The 14,704-nt window shown below is 61.3% G+C and carries 13 protein-coding genes; 8 read left to right on the forward strand and 5 right to left on the reverse strand.

Annotated features, from left to right (window positions below; genetic code table 11):
- The first annotated feature begins 204 nt into the window (after positions 1 to 204).
- Positions 205 to 2,460 carry a patatin-like phospholipase family protein gene (locus tag ACG33_RS01850; protein ID WP_066918221.1) on the forward strand — a complete coding sequence of 752 codons (2,256 nt, stop codon included), beginning with the start codon at positions 205 to 207 and terminating at the stop codon, positions 2,458 to 2,460.
- Positions 2,461 to 2,556: 96 nt separating this feature from the next.
- Here the strand turns inward: ACG33_RS01850 and ACG33_RS01855 are convergent, their stop codons facing one another.
- Complete coding sequence (locus ACG33_RS01855) at positions 2,557 to 2,799, reverse strand: RNA-binding protein (protein WP_066918223.1); 243 nt, start codon at positions 2,797 to 2,799, stop codon at positions 2,557 to 2,559.
- Positions 2,800 to 3,116: 317 nt separating this feature from the next.
- Here ACG33_RS01855 and ACG33_RS01860 point away from each other — a divergent pair, with 317 nt between their 5' ends.
- Both ACG33_RS01860 and msrA read left to right on the forward strand, forming a co-directional pair.
- Positions 3,117 to 4,064, forward strand: a complete 948-nt coding sequence (locus tag ACG33_RS01860; RefSeq protein WP_168159994.1) for a helix-turn-helix domain-containing protein — start codon at positions 3,117 to 3,119, stop codon at positions 4,062 to 4,064.
- Between the two features lie 177 nt (positions 4,065 to 4,241).
- Positions 4,242 to 4,871: a peptide-methionine (S)-S-oxide reductase MsrA gene (gene msrA / locus ACG33_RS01865; RefSeq protein ID WP_066918227.1), complete on the forward strand. Its 630-nt coding sequence runs from the start codon at positions 4,242 to 4,244 to the stop codon at positions 4,869 to 4,871.
- Positions 4,872 to 5,017: 146 nt separating this feature from the next.
- On the opposite strand, the gene ACG33_RS01870 is transcribed toward msrA, so the two are convergent.
- The 3 genes from ACG33_RS01870 to ACG33_RS01880 all read right to left on the reverse strand — a co-directional run bounded on the left by ACG33_RS01870 (position 5,018) and on the right by ACG33_RS01880 (position 9,369).
- Entirely contained in the window at positions 5,018 to 5,863 is an 846-nt protein-coding gene (locus ACG33_RS01870) for a lipid-binding SYLF domain-containing protein (protein ID WP_157071630.1), read from the reverse strand.
- 109 nt (positions 5,864 to 5,972) lie between these two features.
- Entirely contained in the window at positions 5,973 to 8,744 is a 2,772-nt protein-coding gene (locus ACG33_RS01875) for a serine/threonine-protein kinase (protein WP_066918229.1), read from the reverse strand.
- Between the two features lie 4 nt (positions 8,745 to 8,748).
- Complete coding sequence (locus ACG33_RS01880; protein ID WP_210399232.1) at positions 8,749 to 9,369, reverse strand: ECF-type sigma factor; 621 nt, start codon at positions 9,367 to 9,369, stop codon at positions 8,749 to 8,751.
- Between the two features lie 305 nt (positions 9,370 to 9,674).
- On the opposite strand from ACG33_RS01880, the gene ACG33_RS01885 reads away from it, so the two are divergent.
- From ACG33_RS01885 to ACG33_RS01895, 4 genes are all read left to right on the forward strand, one after another.
- A complete protein-coding gene (locus ACG33_RS01885; protein ID WP_066918233.1) occupies positions 9,675 to 10,079 on the forward strand; it encodes a hypothetical protein in 405 nt (134 codons plus the stop codon).
- A 27-nt stretch (positions 10,080 to 10,106) separates the two neighbouring features.
- On the forward strand, positions 10,107 to 10,313 hold the full coding sequence (locus ACG33_RS01890) for a hypothetical protein (protein WP_066918234.1): 207 nt from the start codon (positions 10,107 to 10,109) through the stop codon (positions 10,311 to 10,313).
- Positions 10,314 to 10,472: 159 nt separating this feature from the next.
- Positions 10,473 to 10,610 carry a hypothetical protein gene (locus ACG33_RS15985; protein ID WP_210399138.1) on the forward strand — a complete coding sequence of 46 codons (138 nt, stop codon included), beginning with the start codon at positions 10,473 to 10,475 and terminating at the stop codon, positions 10,608 to 10,610.
- Between the two features lie 134 nt (positions 10,611 to 10,744).
- A complete protein-coding gene (locus ACG33_RS01895; RefSeq protein WP_066918236.1) occupies positions 10,745 to 13,477 on the forward strand; it encodes a phosphoenolpyruvate carboxylase in 2,733 nt (910 codons plus the stop codon).
- 59 nt (positions 13,478 to 13,536) lie between these two features.
- Here ACG33_RS01895 and ACG33_RS01900 read toward each other — a convergent pair whose 3' ends face one another.
- Entirely contained in the window at positions 13,537 to 13,716 is a 180-nt protein-coding gene (locus tag ACG33_RS01900) for a hypothetical protein (protein WP_157071632.1), read from the reverse strand.
- A gap of 478 nt (positions 13,717 to 14,194) precedes the next feature.
- Between ACG33_RS01900 and ACG33_RS01905 the strand changes: the two genes are divergently transcribed.
- The gene (locus ACG33_RS01905; RefSeq protein ID WP_066918239.1) at positions 14,195 to 14,665 is read left to right on the forward strand and encodes a MarR family winged helix-turn-helix transcriptional regulator; all 471 of its coding nucleotides are present in this window, start codon (positions 14,195 to 14,197) and stop codon (positions 14,663 to 14,665) included.
- Positions 14,666 to 14,704 lie beyond the last annotated feature (39 nt).

The raw sequence follows: 14,704 nt of genomic DNA on the forward strand, positions 1-14,704 counted from the left end.
GGGGTGGATGTTCGAAGAGCGGTTCTTGAAACGGGCAGGTCGGTCGGCATGTGGAATTCGAAACAGCGCGCGCAGGCGATCAGGGGACGGGAAAGCTTATGAAGCATACGGTCCGAGGCCGGGTTTTGGTACCCTCGGCCGGGCTCCTCCACGGGCGGGTAGAGAATGTTTGGAGCCGGTACATGCCGTTGGCGTAGCATTTCGATGATGAGCCTATTGCGCACTAGATTCGCCGCGATACTCCTGGGGATTTTACTGTCGTGCCACGGCGGTCAGCGTGCGGCTGCGGACACGGCTGCAGCGCCGGGCGAGCCGGAGCGTCTGCGCGTCGGCCTGGTGCTCAGCGGCGGAGGGGCGCGCGGAGCGGCGCACGTCGGCGTGCTCAAGGTTCTCGACGAAATGCGCGTGCCCATCGACGCCATTGCAGGAACCAGCATGGGTGCGGTCGTCGGTGGGCTGTATGCCTCCGGTATGACGGGTGTCGAGATCGAAACCTTGATCCGCTCGCTCAACTGGCAGGAGGCCTTCAAGGACCGGCCGCCGCGTACGGAACTGGGATTTCGGCGTAAGCAGGACGACCGTAATTTTCTGGTGCGCTATGCCCTGGGGGTGACCGAGGAGGGATTCACGATGCCGCGCGGCCTGGTGCAGGGCCAGAAGCTCGAACAGGTATTGCGCAGCTATACCTTGCCGGTAGCGGAAACCCGCGACTTCGATGCATTGCCGATTCCATTCCGCGCCATTGCCACGGATCTCGAAAGCGGCGGGGAAGTCGTCATGGATGCCGGCGATCTGGTGTCCGCCATGCGCGCCAGCATGTCCGCGCCGGGGGTGTTCACGCCGGCGCAGCGCGGTGGACGGATGCTGGTGGATGGCGGACTGGTCGACAATCTCCCGGTCGAGACGGCGCGCGCAATGGGCGTGGATGTGCTGATCGCGGTCGACGTCAGCTTTCCCCTGTATGCGCCCGAGGAACTGCGCTCACCCCTGGAAGTGACCAATCAGGCGTTCGCAATCCTGATCCGGGCGCGCACGCGTGAGCAACGCGAGAAGCTCGCGCCCACCGACATCCTCATCGAGCCGCCGCTGGGCCGGTTTCCATCCGCCGACTTCAGCCGGGTGCCGCAGGCCTTGAACGCCGGGGAGCAAGGCGCGCGCAAGGTGCGCCAGGCATTGGCCGCCCTGTCGCTCGACGAGCGCCGATACCAGGACTATCTCGCCCAGCGAAATCCACGTTCGACCCAGGCGCCGCTAGTGCAGTTCGTGCGGGCCGATCCGCGGACACCCGAGTATGAGGCGCTGGTCCAGGCGAAGATGGCGGACCTGGTCGGACACACGCTCGACAAGGTGCAGCTTCGCCGCCGGATGTCCTCGCTCTATGCTCTGGATCGCTTCGAGTCCATCGACTATGCCCTGGTGGAGGAACAGGGGCGTACCGGTCTGCAGCTGGATCTGCGCCGCAAGAGCTGGGGGCCCAACTATGTCCGCTTCGGCTTGAACCTGGAAGACGATTTCGAAGGTAACAGCCGCTACAACGCCGCACTGCGATTCATCGCCACCGAGATCAACCGCCTGGATGCGGAATGGCTTGCGGATCTGCAGATCGGCGAGCGGCCGCGGATCTTCACGGAGTTCTATCAGCCACTTTCGCTCGCCGGCCGGTATTTCGTGGCACCGCAGCTGGAGTTCGAGGAACGCAGCGTATTCGATCGCGACCGGCTGGCGGAGTATCGAGTGCGCACCTTGCAAGGCGGCATCGACGTGGGACGCGAGCTGTCCAATTGGGGCGAAATACGCTTCGGCATGCGCCGGGGTACGGGCCGGTCACGCGTGCTGATCGGTGATCCGGCGCTGTTATCTCCGGAGGTTGAGGATGCGTTGGTGACCCGGCGCTATGACAGCGGCGGGTATTTCGGGCGTTTTTCCTATGACAGGCTGGACAGCTTGTTCTTTCCGCGCCACGGTCAGCAGTTCGAGCTGGAGTGGCGCGGCGAACGCACCAGCATGGGCGCGATCAGGAATTTCGACACCTTCTCGAGCAGCTGGCTGATGGCGCGCTCGTTCGATCGGCATACGCTTATTTTCTGGGTCGACGCGGGCACCACGATCGGCGACGAACCGACACCGCAGAATCTTTTCACATTGGGAGGATTCCAGAACCTCTCTGGCCTGCCGCCGGGTTACTTGTCCGGTCCGCATTACGCGATCGGCCGTCTCATGTATTACCGCCGCATCGGCCGGGGCGGCGAAGGCGTACTGGATCTGCCGGCTTATGCCGGCGTGTCTTTCGAAGCCGGCAACACCTGGATGGACCGCCGGGATATGAGTTTCGGAGACTTGCGCAAGAACGGCAGCCTGTTTTTCGGCGTCGATACTCCGCTGGGGCCGGTCTATCTCGCCACCGGCTACGATGAAGGCGGAGACAGTGCGTTCTATCTGTTCCTGGGCCGAACCTTCTGACGGACACTACGAACCTGTAGCTTGACGGAGACTTCGAGCGGAAGTTCGAGCGCCGGCGTTAAGATCGATGGCCGCCGCTCGTCGTGCAGACAATCTTTATTTTTCCATTTTCTCGAACTGCAGGCTGGGTTGATCGCCCGGACGGAAGTATAGGTATCGGCCGCTCATTTCCTTCAAGGCGCGATCGCGCTCCTCGCGGGTGGCGAACCAGTGTTCTTTGTGCCAGTCGCTGCCGACCAGGTTCTTGAACGGATCGGTCGAACGCAGCTTGACGCGTATACCGAAGCGGCATTGCGCAGGCAGTGGCCGGGCAAGGTTATGTTCGTGAAAGATGGCCATTTAGTATCTGATTGATATTTCTAATAAAACCACATGCAGCGCATTGTGTTCTGAAAATATGCCTTGTCTGAGCGTTGGATTTTGCCATGGACGGACAAGGATAAGCGGATCTCAGTCGTTGCGTAAATGCATGACAAACCGGTCTATTCAGGGATGAGTGTTGCAGCCTTCCCGGTCATATCCGAATCACTGTCGCATGACACGCGGAAACGCGTGCCCCGCCTCGAGTGAGGTAAGGGTTCGAGCGCCGGCCGGATGCCTTTGGGCGGGAGCGGCGCGACCCGGTGCAGCGACCCAACCTGCAGGAGGAAATGCGGATGATCATCCGTCGGACCCGGGAAAGCATGAGCAGCGGCCTGGGCAAGGACCAGGTTCAGCCGGACATGAGTCACGCCATCCTGAGTCTGCGGACTCGCGCCGCCGAGTATTCGCTCGGCTGCGGACGTCTGGCACTGCTATGCGCCTGGAATGGCCGCCAGGATGTCTGCACCGAAGGACGCCGTGTCAAAGTGGATGATGATACCTGGCTGGTGATGAAGGGCGGATCTGCCGACGTGCGTATCCGTGGTCTCCAGGAAATCCAGGCGCTGACGATTCTGTTTCGCCGCGGTATGCCCGAGGAGGTACTCGGCACCCTGATCACCGACGAGGACCGTTTGCTCGAGTCGGGCGAGCCGCCGTCCGCGTCGATTCTGCCGTTCCTGTCGCATTTGCAGACGCATGATCGCAGCGTAACGCCGGTATTGCTATTCATCCGGCGGCACTGCGACATGGGGCTCGAGGATCCTTTGTGGTATGAGGAGCAGTTCGCATTTCTGCTGGAACGCATGTTGATGCATCATCGCAGCGTGGTCGTCCGTGCGCACAATATTCCGGTGCGCCGCGCCTCCACCCGCCGCGAGATTCTGCGCCGCGTGTCGTTGTCCACCGATTTCATTCATTCCTGCTATGACCGGCCGCTGACGCTCGGCGACATGGCAAAGTCGGCATATCTGTCGCGCCATCATTTCCTGCGCCTGTTCAAGAGCATCAATGCGGTAACGCCGCACGAGTATTTGCAGCGCAAGCGTACCAGCGTGGCCGCGCGCTTGCTGCGAAGCAGCGAAATGGCGGTCGAGCAGATCGTGAGACAGGTCGGATTCGATTCACGTTCGACTTTGTTTCGTGCGCTGCGCCGATTTCATGGGCTTACCCCTCGGCAGTGCCGGCGCATGCCGCAGGCCTTGCCGTTCATGGACCCGGAGGCGCTTGTACTTTCGGTCTGAGATGTGTGGCATATCGGCGTTCGGGCCGGATGGGCGAAGGCCATCCCCAGGCAGAAGGGCAGGGGCCTCGTGCGGGCGTCGGGGAGGGCGGCGAACCGGCCGGGATCTTGCGCGGCAGGTGAATTGTTGCAAAATAGCTTTCGAAGTCCGCCTCGGCGCGGCCCGCGAGGTTCCACCATGCTTTCCTTTCACAGACCCGGCGGACCTGAATCCTCCAGGCTTTCCGGGCGCGCCATGCCCATGCCCGTACCCGAGCGGCATGCAGTGAACGGAAACCCGATCGTCCCGCCGTATCCGGAGGATATGAAGCCGGCCTTGTTCGGCATGGGGTGTTTCTGGGGTGCGGAGCGCAGGTTCTGGCAGGTGCCGGGCGTCTACAGCACGGCTGCGGGCTATGCCGCGGGTTCCACGCCCAATCCAACCTACGAAGAGATCTGTTCGGGCCGCACCGGTCATAGCGAGGTCGTGAGAGTGATCTACGATCCGCGGCGGGTGAGCTACGAGACCTTGCTCAAGACATTCTGGGAATCCCACGATCCGACCCAGGGCATGCGCCAGGGGAACGATATCGGCACCCAGTATCGCTCTGGCATTTATGTCTACGATGCCGAACAGCGTATTGCCGCGCATGCAAGCAGGCGCGCTTTCGGCGAGTGTCTACGGCGTGCGGGTCATGGGGAAATCACGACCGAGATTCTGGATGCGCCGGAGTTCTATTACGCGGAAGCGTATCACCAGCAGTACCTGCACAAGAATCCAAACGGCTATTGCGGACTGGGAGGATGCGGCGTCACGTTGGATATTTGATCAGCCGTCAGAGTCAGCCGTCAGAGGAATGACGGTGCGGATGAGCGGCGGCTGGGCCGCACAAGAAGGAGGTTCGAGAGCACGGGCGTCGACCGTCCGATACGGGTCCTTTCAAAGATCGTTCCGAGGGATCACTTTCTGAGATATCACTCTGGCGGTTCCTGGCCTGGATGCGGATCTTCCATCGGATAGGTGACAAATCCGTTCTCGTCGGCCTGACCTGCAGTGCTCTGCGAGGCGGCGTCGGTCGCCGAGTGAGATGCCGGCGTCGGGGCCGATGCCGCGGTAGTGTTGGGCGATGCGGTATAGCCGGCGGTCCGATCGACGGCAGCGATGAACGTGCCCGCCGGTGCGGGCGCCGCCGGCGCGTCGGAGCGGATGATGTCGCTGGCGAGGATGCCGGGACGGCCGTAGAAATCCCGATTGGAGCGATGATCGATCGTCAGCGCCGAGCCGTCGAGCGCCACGCCCGCGAATAGACCGCTGGCGCGCGAGTAGGAATACACCTGGGCCGTGAGCCCGATATCCGTCGCCGCTGAACTCTGGCGCCCCATCGGACCGGCGGCAACCGAGGCATCGGCGCCCAGGGTGACTTTGCCGCCGACGATACCCTCGATGCTCTGGCGCGAAGTGAATACCAGCACGACATCCGTCGACTGTACGCCGATCTGGAAGCCGAAACTGCCGCCCGTCAGATTCACGAACACCGGGTTGCTCCAGGTGCCGTTGTCGTTGCGGACCACCAGTACTCCCTTGCCACGCCGCCCGCCGATTCCCAGTCCGACCTTGATGACATTGGGGATGACGGCGATGGCATGTGCGCGCTGCAGGAGCCACGCCGGAATATTGTCCTCCGGCATTTGCATGAGTTCGGTGAGCACCTGTGTGGAATTCAGCAGACGCGCGTCCTGTCGCTCATCTGCGCCGGCACCGGCGCTGAATGTGCATAAAAGAAAAAACGCAAGCCAGACGGAAAGAATTCGTGCTCGCATCGTTGCTCGGCCTCTTGTGATCATCCTGCCTTGAGACTGTAACAGAAGCGGATCGTTCGGGTGACGGCGTGATGACCAGGTGGCGCGCAGGCGATGAAGAACCGGACCGCTAGTTGCGCGCGGCCGCAGGGGGGGATCCATCGGTGACGCCGCGGCTGGTAGCCAGTATCAATTCCTGGAGCTTCTCGCGCTGGCCGCGATCCGTATAGAACCGCGTCATTCGTTCGCGGGCCACGGTACGCGCGTCGCGGTCGGCGTTTTCGTCGATCGCAAGAACGCTATAACTCTCGGTGAGATAGCGCTCTGCCTCGATGATACGTCCTTGCCGATATAATACTTCACCCAGGCCGTTGGCCGCACGCGCCGAGCGCCATGCGGGTGCTTCGGTGCGTTTCCATCGATTCATGGACGCCGTGAACATGGCTTCCGCATCGGTCAGACGATGGGTCATGAGCAGGACTTCGCCCAGCAGGTGTTCTGCGGAGGCTACGTACTGATGGTCCGGCGGAAGCAGCTTCGAGAAGGTGTCGAGTGCTGCTCGTAATTGCGTTTCCGCCTGCGTGTAGTCGCCGAGCTGAGTCAGCAGTGCGGCAAGGGCGGTGCGATAATAGGCGGTGTCCGTGTGCTCTGTGCCCATTGCCGCGATACTCGAGTCGAGTGCTGCATGGGCGTATTTTTCGGCCTCTTCGATCCGTCCCTGCGCGCGGAGGATACGGGACAAGGAGTCACGTACGTCCGCCACAGGGCGGCTGTTCTCTCCGAACAGCGTGATCTGGTCTTTAAGGGAATCAACAAACAGAGCTGAGGCATCGTTGATGCGCCCTTGCAGATACAGCACTTCACCTAGGCGGGCTTTGGCCAATACCCGATCCGGATGCAAGGGTGCGACCGTCACACTAAAAATCGCGACGGCATCGCGTGCGGCCCGTTCGGCGGATTGCAGATCCTCGCTCCATTGATAGAGACGTGACAATTCCAGCAGCACCACAGCCACTTCCATGTCGCGCGGCCCAAGGACTTCGCGATACAGATCGAGGCTTTCCTCGAAGTACCGGCGTGCCGCCGGGAGGTTGCTTGCGTCAAGTTCGAGACGGCCACGATTGACCAGGAGCTTGGCATAGCTCGGTGTGCGCTCCAATCCTTCGGAACGCGCTTGCTGCAGCGCGTCGCGAAGTATCTTGTCCGAGCCTTCCACATCCCCGACCTGGCGCAAGGCGACGGCGAGTTCGGCCATGGCAGCGATGATCGCCGAGCCGTCGTTATCGGTCATCTGCTTGCGGATATGCACTGCGTCTTCGAGAAAGCTGATTGCCTTGTCGGTGTCGCCGCGCCGGCGATACGCGCGCCCGATCGATTCCAGCAGCCTGGCACGCACTTCCGGATGCTGGCCGAGGTCCTCCCGGACCTGCTGTCCTGAGCGTTCGAGCAGCTCACGAGCGGTGATCTCGCGTCCTTCGTGCGTGAACGGATCGGCAGCAGAGAACACGGTCAACATAAAGTCCGAAACTTTTTCTGCTCGTTCGCTTTCGAGTTCCGCCCGGTCCCGTTCAGCGGCGATACGCCGAGTCTGGACCGACATTGCCACCGCGAAGCTGATGATCAGCGCCACAAAGAGGGTGCCGGCAGCAACACCGTAGGTGTGCCTGCGTACAAAACGCTGTGAGTAGTACAGCCAGTTGCCTTGGCGCGCGGACACCGGTTCGCGCAAGAGATAGCGTCGTACGTCAGCGGCAAGCTGCTCGACCGAGCTGTAGCGATGCTGAGGCTCCTTGCGCAAGGCGCGCAGAGCGATGGCATCGAGATCGCCTTGCAGCCGCTTCTGCAGCTTCTCAGGTGTCGTACCGCGTGCTGCCGCAATTGCGCGGATGTCCACCGGTTTGTCGCCCGCTGGATGATCGATGGCGCGCCCTATCATGGCGCTGGGGCGCGTCGGATCGGCGATGCAGATCGTGCGCTCCAGTTCGAGTTGACTGGCAGACGCCGGAACGATGTAGGGCCGCAATCCGGTCAGCAACTCGTACAGCACCACACCAAGGGCATAGACATCGCTGGCCGTCGTCACGTTGCGGCCCAGTATCTGTTCGGGACTGGCGTATTCCGGCGTCAGCAGCCGGTCGTTCATGCGTGTCAGTGCAAGCACTGTCGGTGCGTCACCGGCATCCAGAAGCTTGGCGATACCGAAATCCAGCAGCTTGGGTGAACCTTCGGGAGTCACCAGTATATTCGCGGGCTTCAAGTCACGATGGACGATCAGATTTTGATGGGCATACTGGACGGCGCCGCAGATTTCCAGAAACAGCTTCAGACGCCCACGCAGATCCTGCTGCCGGGTGTCGCAATAGCGATCGACCGGCTCCCCATGGACATATTCCATGACCAGGTAGGGTTGGCCCTCCGGCGTTTCGCCGGCGTCGAGCAGTCTGGAGATATTGGCATGATTGAGGCTGGCCAGGATCTGGCGTTCAGCTCTGAAACGCATGCCTAAATCGCCTATGGTGGCGCTGTCGACGATTTTGACCGCTACTTGCGCAGAGTATTGACGATCGGCGCGTTCTCCTAGATAGACGGTGCCCGTACCACCCTGACCCAGTACGGAAACGAGCTTGTAATTGCCTATGATCCGCCCGATGTACGCTTTGCGTCGATCGCGCGCGGTGGCATCGATTGCGGCACCGAGCGCATTCGTCAGGGGACCGGTTGACTTGCCGGAATCACATTCGAGCAGTTCCAGGAGTTCCCGGCGAAGTGCGGCATCCTCGGCGGTTTCTCGAGTGATGAAGGCAGCGCGTTGTACCGGTGGCAGTTCGATAGCCTGTGAAAACAGTTCCTCAAGGCGAGCCCAACGCTTGTCGGCGAGCCTCGCTGATGGATCGGTATTCATGGATTCAAGCTTCGGATTCGCGGCGAGGCGGACGCATCTCTCGCAGCATCCAGGCTTTTGCCAGGCGGATCTCCCGATCGACGGTGGCTTCGGACACCTTCAGGGTTTCCGATAGCTCCTGGTAGGTGAGGCCGCCGAAGTAATGCAGCTCCATCATTTTGGCCAGGCGCTCACTCTGTTCGGATAGCCGGATCAGCGCTTCGTCGATCTCCAGGATGTCGATGTTACCTGCGGTTGCGGGGGCAATATCGAATTCGAACTCGTCCAGCGAGTCTGTCGTAGCGCCCCCGCGTTTGTCGCGACAGCGCATCTTGGCATGATCGACCAGTATGCGCCGCATCTGGCGGGCAGCCACGGCGAAGAAATGGGCTCGATCCTGCCAGGGCACGTCCATTTCCACCAGCTTGACGAAGGCTTCGTGAACCACTGCGGTGGCTTGAAGAGTATGGTTTGGGCGCTCTCGTCGCATATAACGGCGTGCCCGATTGCGCAACTCTTCATATATGAGCGGCGTCAGCCGTTCCAGAGCCCGACTGTCGCCTGCTTGCCAGGCGGATAGCAGCCGGGTGACGGCCTGAGGATCCGGCGGTGCGATGGCAGCTGCAATCGTGTTGCTCAGAAAGATCTCCGCTTCTGGCCCCGTGTATCTCTAACTATCGGATATATCCACGGTTTTGTCATCCAGGGCACCGAAGATCGTGGATTGAAGTCACTTCGGGCCAGCAGCTGCTGCAGCGCAAACTTTGGCGGCTCGACTCAGGTATATCCAGGTAGGGATTTCCCTTAGTTTCTTCTAAGGCATTCGCCGATCCCTCCGATTTTTCCATAAGCGCAGCAGTAGTGTGATGGCAATCACATTTACATGTCGCTTACCCCAGTGAATCAGTTTGTCGATGAACGCTTCCATCACTTTTCGGGAGGGATATTGTCATGCGCAAGATTCTTGCAGCTTCCTTGACGATCGCTGGCGTTATGTTCATGGGTCAGGCATTGGCCGACGGCAGCGGCGGCGGCAAGCGGCCGGTCCTGCAGCTGGCCGACGGCAGCGGCGGCGGCAAGCGGCCGGTCCTGCAGTTGGCCGACGGCAGCGGCGGTGGCAAGCGGCCGGTCCTGCAGTTGGCCGACGGCAGCGGCGGTGGCAAGCGGCCGGTCCTGCAGTTGGCCGACGGCAGCGGCGGTGGCAAGCGGCCGGTCCTGCAGTTGGCCGACGGCAGCGGCGGTGGCAAGCGGCCGGTCCTGCAGTTGGCCGACGGCAGCGGCGGTGGCAAGCGGCCGGTCCTGCAGCTGGCCGACGGTAGCGGCGGCGGCAAGCGCCCGGTGGCGCAGGTCGTCTGAGCTCTCTGGATCGAGGAGTAGGTGCTCATGAAAAAACGCATTGTATTGGGTGCGGGACTGGTGCTCACGCTTGGTACCGCCGTCGCCAGCATGTATGGGCGCGGCGAGACCGACTCAGTGCTGAATCTTGAAATGCAGACCGATGCGTCATCGGAGGTCTCAGCGGCCACCCTAGCCCTGTGGAAGGCCACGGCAGCATCAAGGGACTACACGGCGCCGAAGCTGCCTATCTAGCGCCCGGGATGTGCATGATCGGCTCGGACCGGCTGCCGATTCCGGCATCCGGTCCGAGTCCGTTTGTTGCGTCATTTCCATGGTCCGGGACCGGAGTAGGTAGTAGATGCTGACGAATTGCGTTTCGTCAACGAAGTGCGGCGTCGTGTGTCTCGCTGCATGGAGCAAATCCTCATCGATGATCCGGCGCGGCCTTCGGATGAGGGAACTCTGCGATTGCTGCTGGTGCCGCGTTTCGGAGAGGCCATCGAGGTGCTGGTGCACGCAGTCCATATGAGAACTTGTGAGAACTATTGAGGCACTCGTCCGAGTTGCTTGGTCGATCCGCGCCGTACCTGCTGTCATAGCGGCTTCAGACCGCCACGGCGTGCTCTGGGCGCGCTCTGATAGACTCCTTCATTTCGCGCCATTCTTTTTTTTGCGACCTGTTCATGTCACGCGCCGATATTATTTTTCCTCCCAAGGATGCCGAGTTGCGCGAGGACGTCCATATCCTCGGGATGCTCGTCGGAGAGATGATTCAGGAGCAGGGCGGAGAGGCCTTGTTCCAGGCGGTGGAGCAGGATCGCCAGGCGGCGATCGCGCGCCGGGACGGGGATGCGGAGGGGGCGCTGGAACTCAGCGTACGTACTCGCGATGTGCCGACGACCGAGGCTGGAGAACTGGTGCGCGCATTCTCCACTTGGTTCGAAATGGTCAATATGGCCGAGAAGGTGCACCGCATTCGCCGCCGCCGGCAGTATCTGAACGAGGGAATCGTTCAGCCCGGCGGTATCCAGGCAGCGATCATGCGACTCAAAGAATCGGGGCTCGATCTGGCCGGATTACGCCAGTTGTTACTGGAGCTGTGGATCGAACCGGTGTTCGCCGCGCATCCGACCGAGTCCACCCGGCGCACGATCCTGCGCAAGCAGCAGCGGATCGCGCTATTGCTGTTGAGGCGTCTGGGGCTGTCGCACACTGCGGCGCTGGGCGAGACCCGAAGATTGCTGGAGCGCATACGCGCTGAAATCACCTCCGGCTGGCAGACCGCGGACAACTCCCGCGAGCGGCTTACGGTTGCCGATGAGCGCGAGCACGTGCTGTTTTTCATTGCCGAGGTGCTTTACGAGATCGTGCCGGCCTTCTACGAGGAGCTCGAGGCGGCGATCAAGGAGGCCTATGGGGAGCAGAGCGGCGATTTTGAGGTGCCGGAGATACTGCGGTTCGGGTCATGGGTCGGCGGTGACATGGACGGCAATCCCAATGTCAACGCCAAGACGATACGAGAGACGATCGCACGGCATCAGCAGATCATCGTCAATCGATACTTCCTGGAATGTCAAAGCCTGGCCGAAGCGTTGTCGCAAAGCGAAACACGCATCGGCATTTCCGACGCCTTGCGGGCGCGGATCGATCATTATCGGGTGTTGTTGCCGGGTACCGCGAATCTGGCCCCTGCGCGCCGCGATCGCATGCCTTATCGCCTGTTCCTGGCCCAGGTGCTGGAGCGGCTGCGCGCAACCTACGACGGCCGAGCGAACCATTACGAATCGGCTGCGGATTTCCTGGCAGACCTGGCGCTGATCGCACAGAGCCTGGAAGCCAACAAGGGTCTGCATGCAGGATTGTTCCAGGTGCGCCGCCTGATCCGCCGGGTGCGCACCTTCGGTTTTCATCTTGCTACGCTCGATATTCGTCAGAGCGCTCATGTGCATCGTGGCGTCATCGAGCATGGTTTGGCCGATCCGCAATGGTCGGCATATACCTGCGAGCAGCGCACCCGGCAACTGTGCGAGGCGCTGGAGCGTGATGTCGGCCCGAGCCGAACGCTGGATCCCCGCGGCAGGCGAAGCGTGTGGGTACTGGAGACGGTGGCGCACATCCTGCATCGCTATGGTGCCGATGCGATCGGTCCGTACGTGGTCAGTCATGCACGTGATGTTGACGATATTCTGTCGGTACTGTTGCTGGCGCGCTGGGCCGATACGGCTGACCGGCATTCGGGCGATCTGCCGGTGGATATCGCACCCATGTTCGAGTCCGGCGCAGCTCTGGAAGCCTGTGGGGAGATCATGGGCAGACTTTTCAGGGAGCCGGTCTATCGGCGGCATCTGCTGGGCCGGGGCAATCGACAGTATGTGATGATCGGCTATTCGGCGAGCAACAAGGAAAGTGGGATCATCATGTCGCGCTGGCGCCTGCGCCAGGCCCAGGAAGCCCTGTTCGCAGCTGCCGATGGCGCGGGCATCGACTTGACGTTGTTCCATGACCAGGGCGACGCCATCGACCGTGGCGGCGGACGCACGGAAATACTGGTGCGCGGCGGTCCCGATGGCGCCAGGCGTGGGCGATTGCGCATCACCGAGCAGGGCGAGCTGATCAATGAAAAGTACGGTCTGCATCCCATTGCGCTGCGAGTGTTCGAACAAGCCTTCAATGCTCTGTCACTGTCCCGGGGCGGCATCATGCCGCCGGAACGAGTCGATCCGCGCTGGCGCGAGGCAATGGATGCGCTGGGAACGCTAAGCGCCCAGGCATATCGCTCGCTCATCTATGATTCGGCGGGCTTCCCCGAGTTCTTTCGCCAGCTGACACCCATCGATGTCATCGAACATATGCAGATCGGTTCGCGCACGGGCTGGCGCCCCAGGGTACCGGGTCAGCCGGCCGGGATCGCTGAACTGCGCTCGAGCGCCTGGTGGCACGCATGGTCGCAATGTCGCTACATGCTTCCGGCCTGGTTCGGTGCGGGCAGCGCTTTGGCTCAGGTCATGCAGGCGCAGGGACTGTCAGTGCTGCGTGAGATGTACGAGCAGTGGTTCTTTTTCACGAATCTCATCGACGATATCGAGCGTTCTCTGGCGCGGGCGGATCTGGAGATTGCAGCGGTTTACGAGGGATTGGTCGATATCGAGTTGCGGCGCTTCACTGCCGTGCTGCGTGCCGAGTATGAGAAATCCCGGGAGCAGGTACTGCGGTTGCGCGGCACCGCCCGGCTCCTGGACGGGGAGCCGACCGTGCAGCGGTCGATCATGCTGCGCAATCCGTATATCGACCCCATGCATCTGGTGCAGGTGGATTTGCTGCGCCGCTGGCGTGCCGGCGAGCGGAAGGATCATGAGCTGCGAGGGGTGCTGCTGGCCACGGTAAGCGGCATCAGCCAGGGTCTACAGGGTGCCTGATTGCCGAGCGGTACGCCTCGGTATCTTCAACCATGAAGGCGCCATTCAGCCTAGATTGGTCAGCCGAGATTGGCGTTGTGCAGATGGGACATCAGCCAGTTGGCGATCAGTTCTGGAGCATTGCCGCGCAGCGTCTCGCACAGCTGGGGTTGATCTCTCAGCAAGCGAAAGGCGAACGCCACCGCATCGGTCGCATGGCTGCGGCGCGATTCGGGTAATTGAAACCATTCTTCGAGCACCCGTGCCCGGGCGTCCTGGTTGAGTATTGCCCTCTCCACTGGGCGCGGAACATAGCAGTCTCCAATTCGATATGCACAGTTTTTTTACGGTATTTTCATGCGTTATAGCAAGCGTTGCACAACATTGTGGAAACGGTCTCAGAAATAGGCAGTCTTGCTTGTAAAGGACGCCCGCCGGGTATGCCGTAGCAAACGGCGGCGCTGATGCCGGAAAGTAAGAGCCAAGAGCATGAAAATCCGCGTAAATCCGGCTGCGGATTTTCCCGGATCGAGACCGACGGGGGTTGTTCCGGCGGCCGGTGTTGCAGACCATCCTATTCATCGGCGGCAAATTACGGCAAAATACGTTGATTCGCCGGCCACTCCCTGGTCGGATCGGGTGTTTTCCGTGAAAAAGACTGTTCAGAAGAAACCGCGGCAGCGGTCAGCTTCGAAATCGACTTGTCCCTGGGTCAAGCTGTCGAGCACTGGTTCGAGCTTGAATACCGAGGATTTCCTGACGTTCCGCGTGACGCGCTTGTCGAATGCGATGCGCACGAACTTGACCAAACCCTATCTGGCTCAATTCGGACTGAGTTTGCCGGAGTGGCGCCTGCTGGCGCTGGTGGCGCGCTTTTCGCCGCTGCGCTTTTCCGAAGCTACGCTGCGCAGCGGCATGGATAAAGGTCAGGTGAGCCGCACCTTGCGTGTCATGGCGGAACGGGGTCTGACCAAGATGAAGACCATCCGTCCGGCGGGCTCACGCGCTCGCGAGGCGCTGGCGGCCCCGGTCATGGTCTCTGTCACCGCCAAGGGTCAGGCGTTGTACAAGTCCGTGCTGCCCGTCGCCCGTAAGCGACAGGCGGAAATACTGTTGACGCTGAGTGAAAGCGAGCGCAAGGCCTTCTACTCGATACTCGACAAGCTGTTCGCAGTCGCGGGCGGCGACACCGAAGACGAAGTCGAGTGAATTTCCCGGCCGTACTTCGTTACGGCCGGAGTATCCGCC

Origin of the sequence: Steroidobacter denitrificans (genome assembly GCF_001579945.1) — a bacterium.
Classification (GTDB): Bacteria; Pseudomonadota; Gammaproteobacteria; order Steroidobacterales; family Steroidobacteraceae; genus Steroidobacter; species Steroidobacter denitrificans.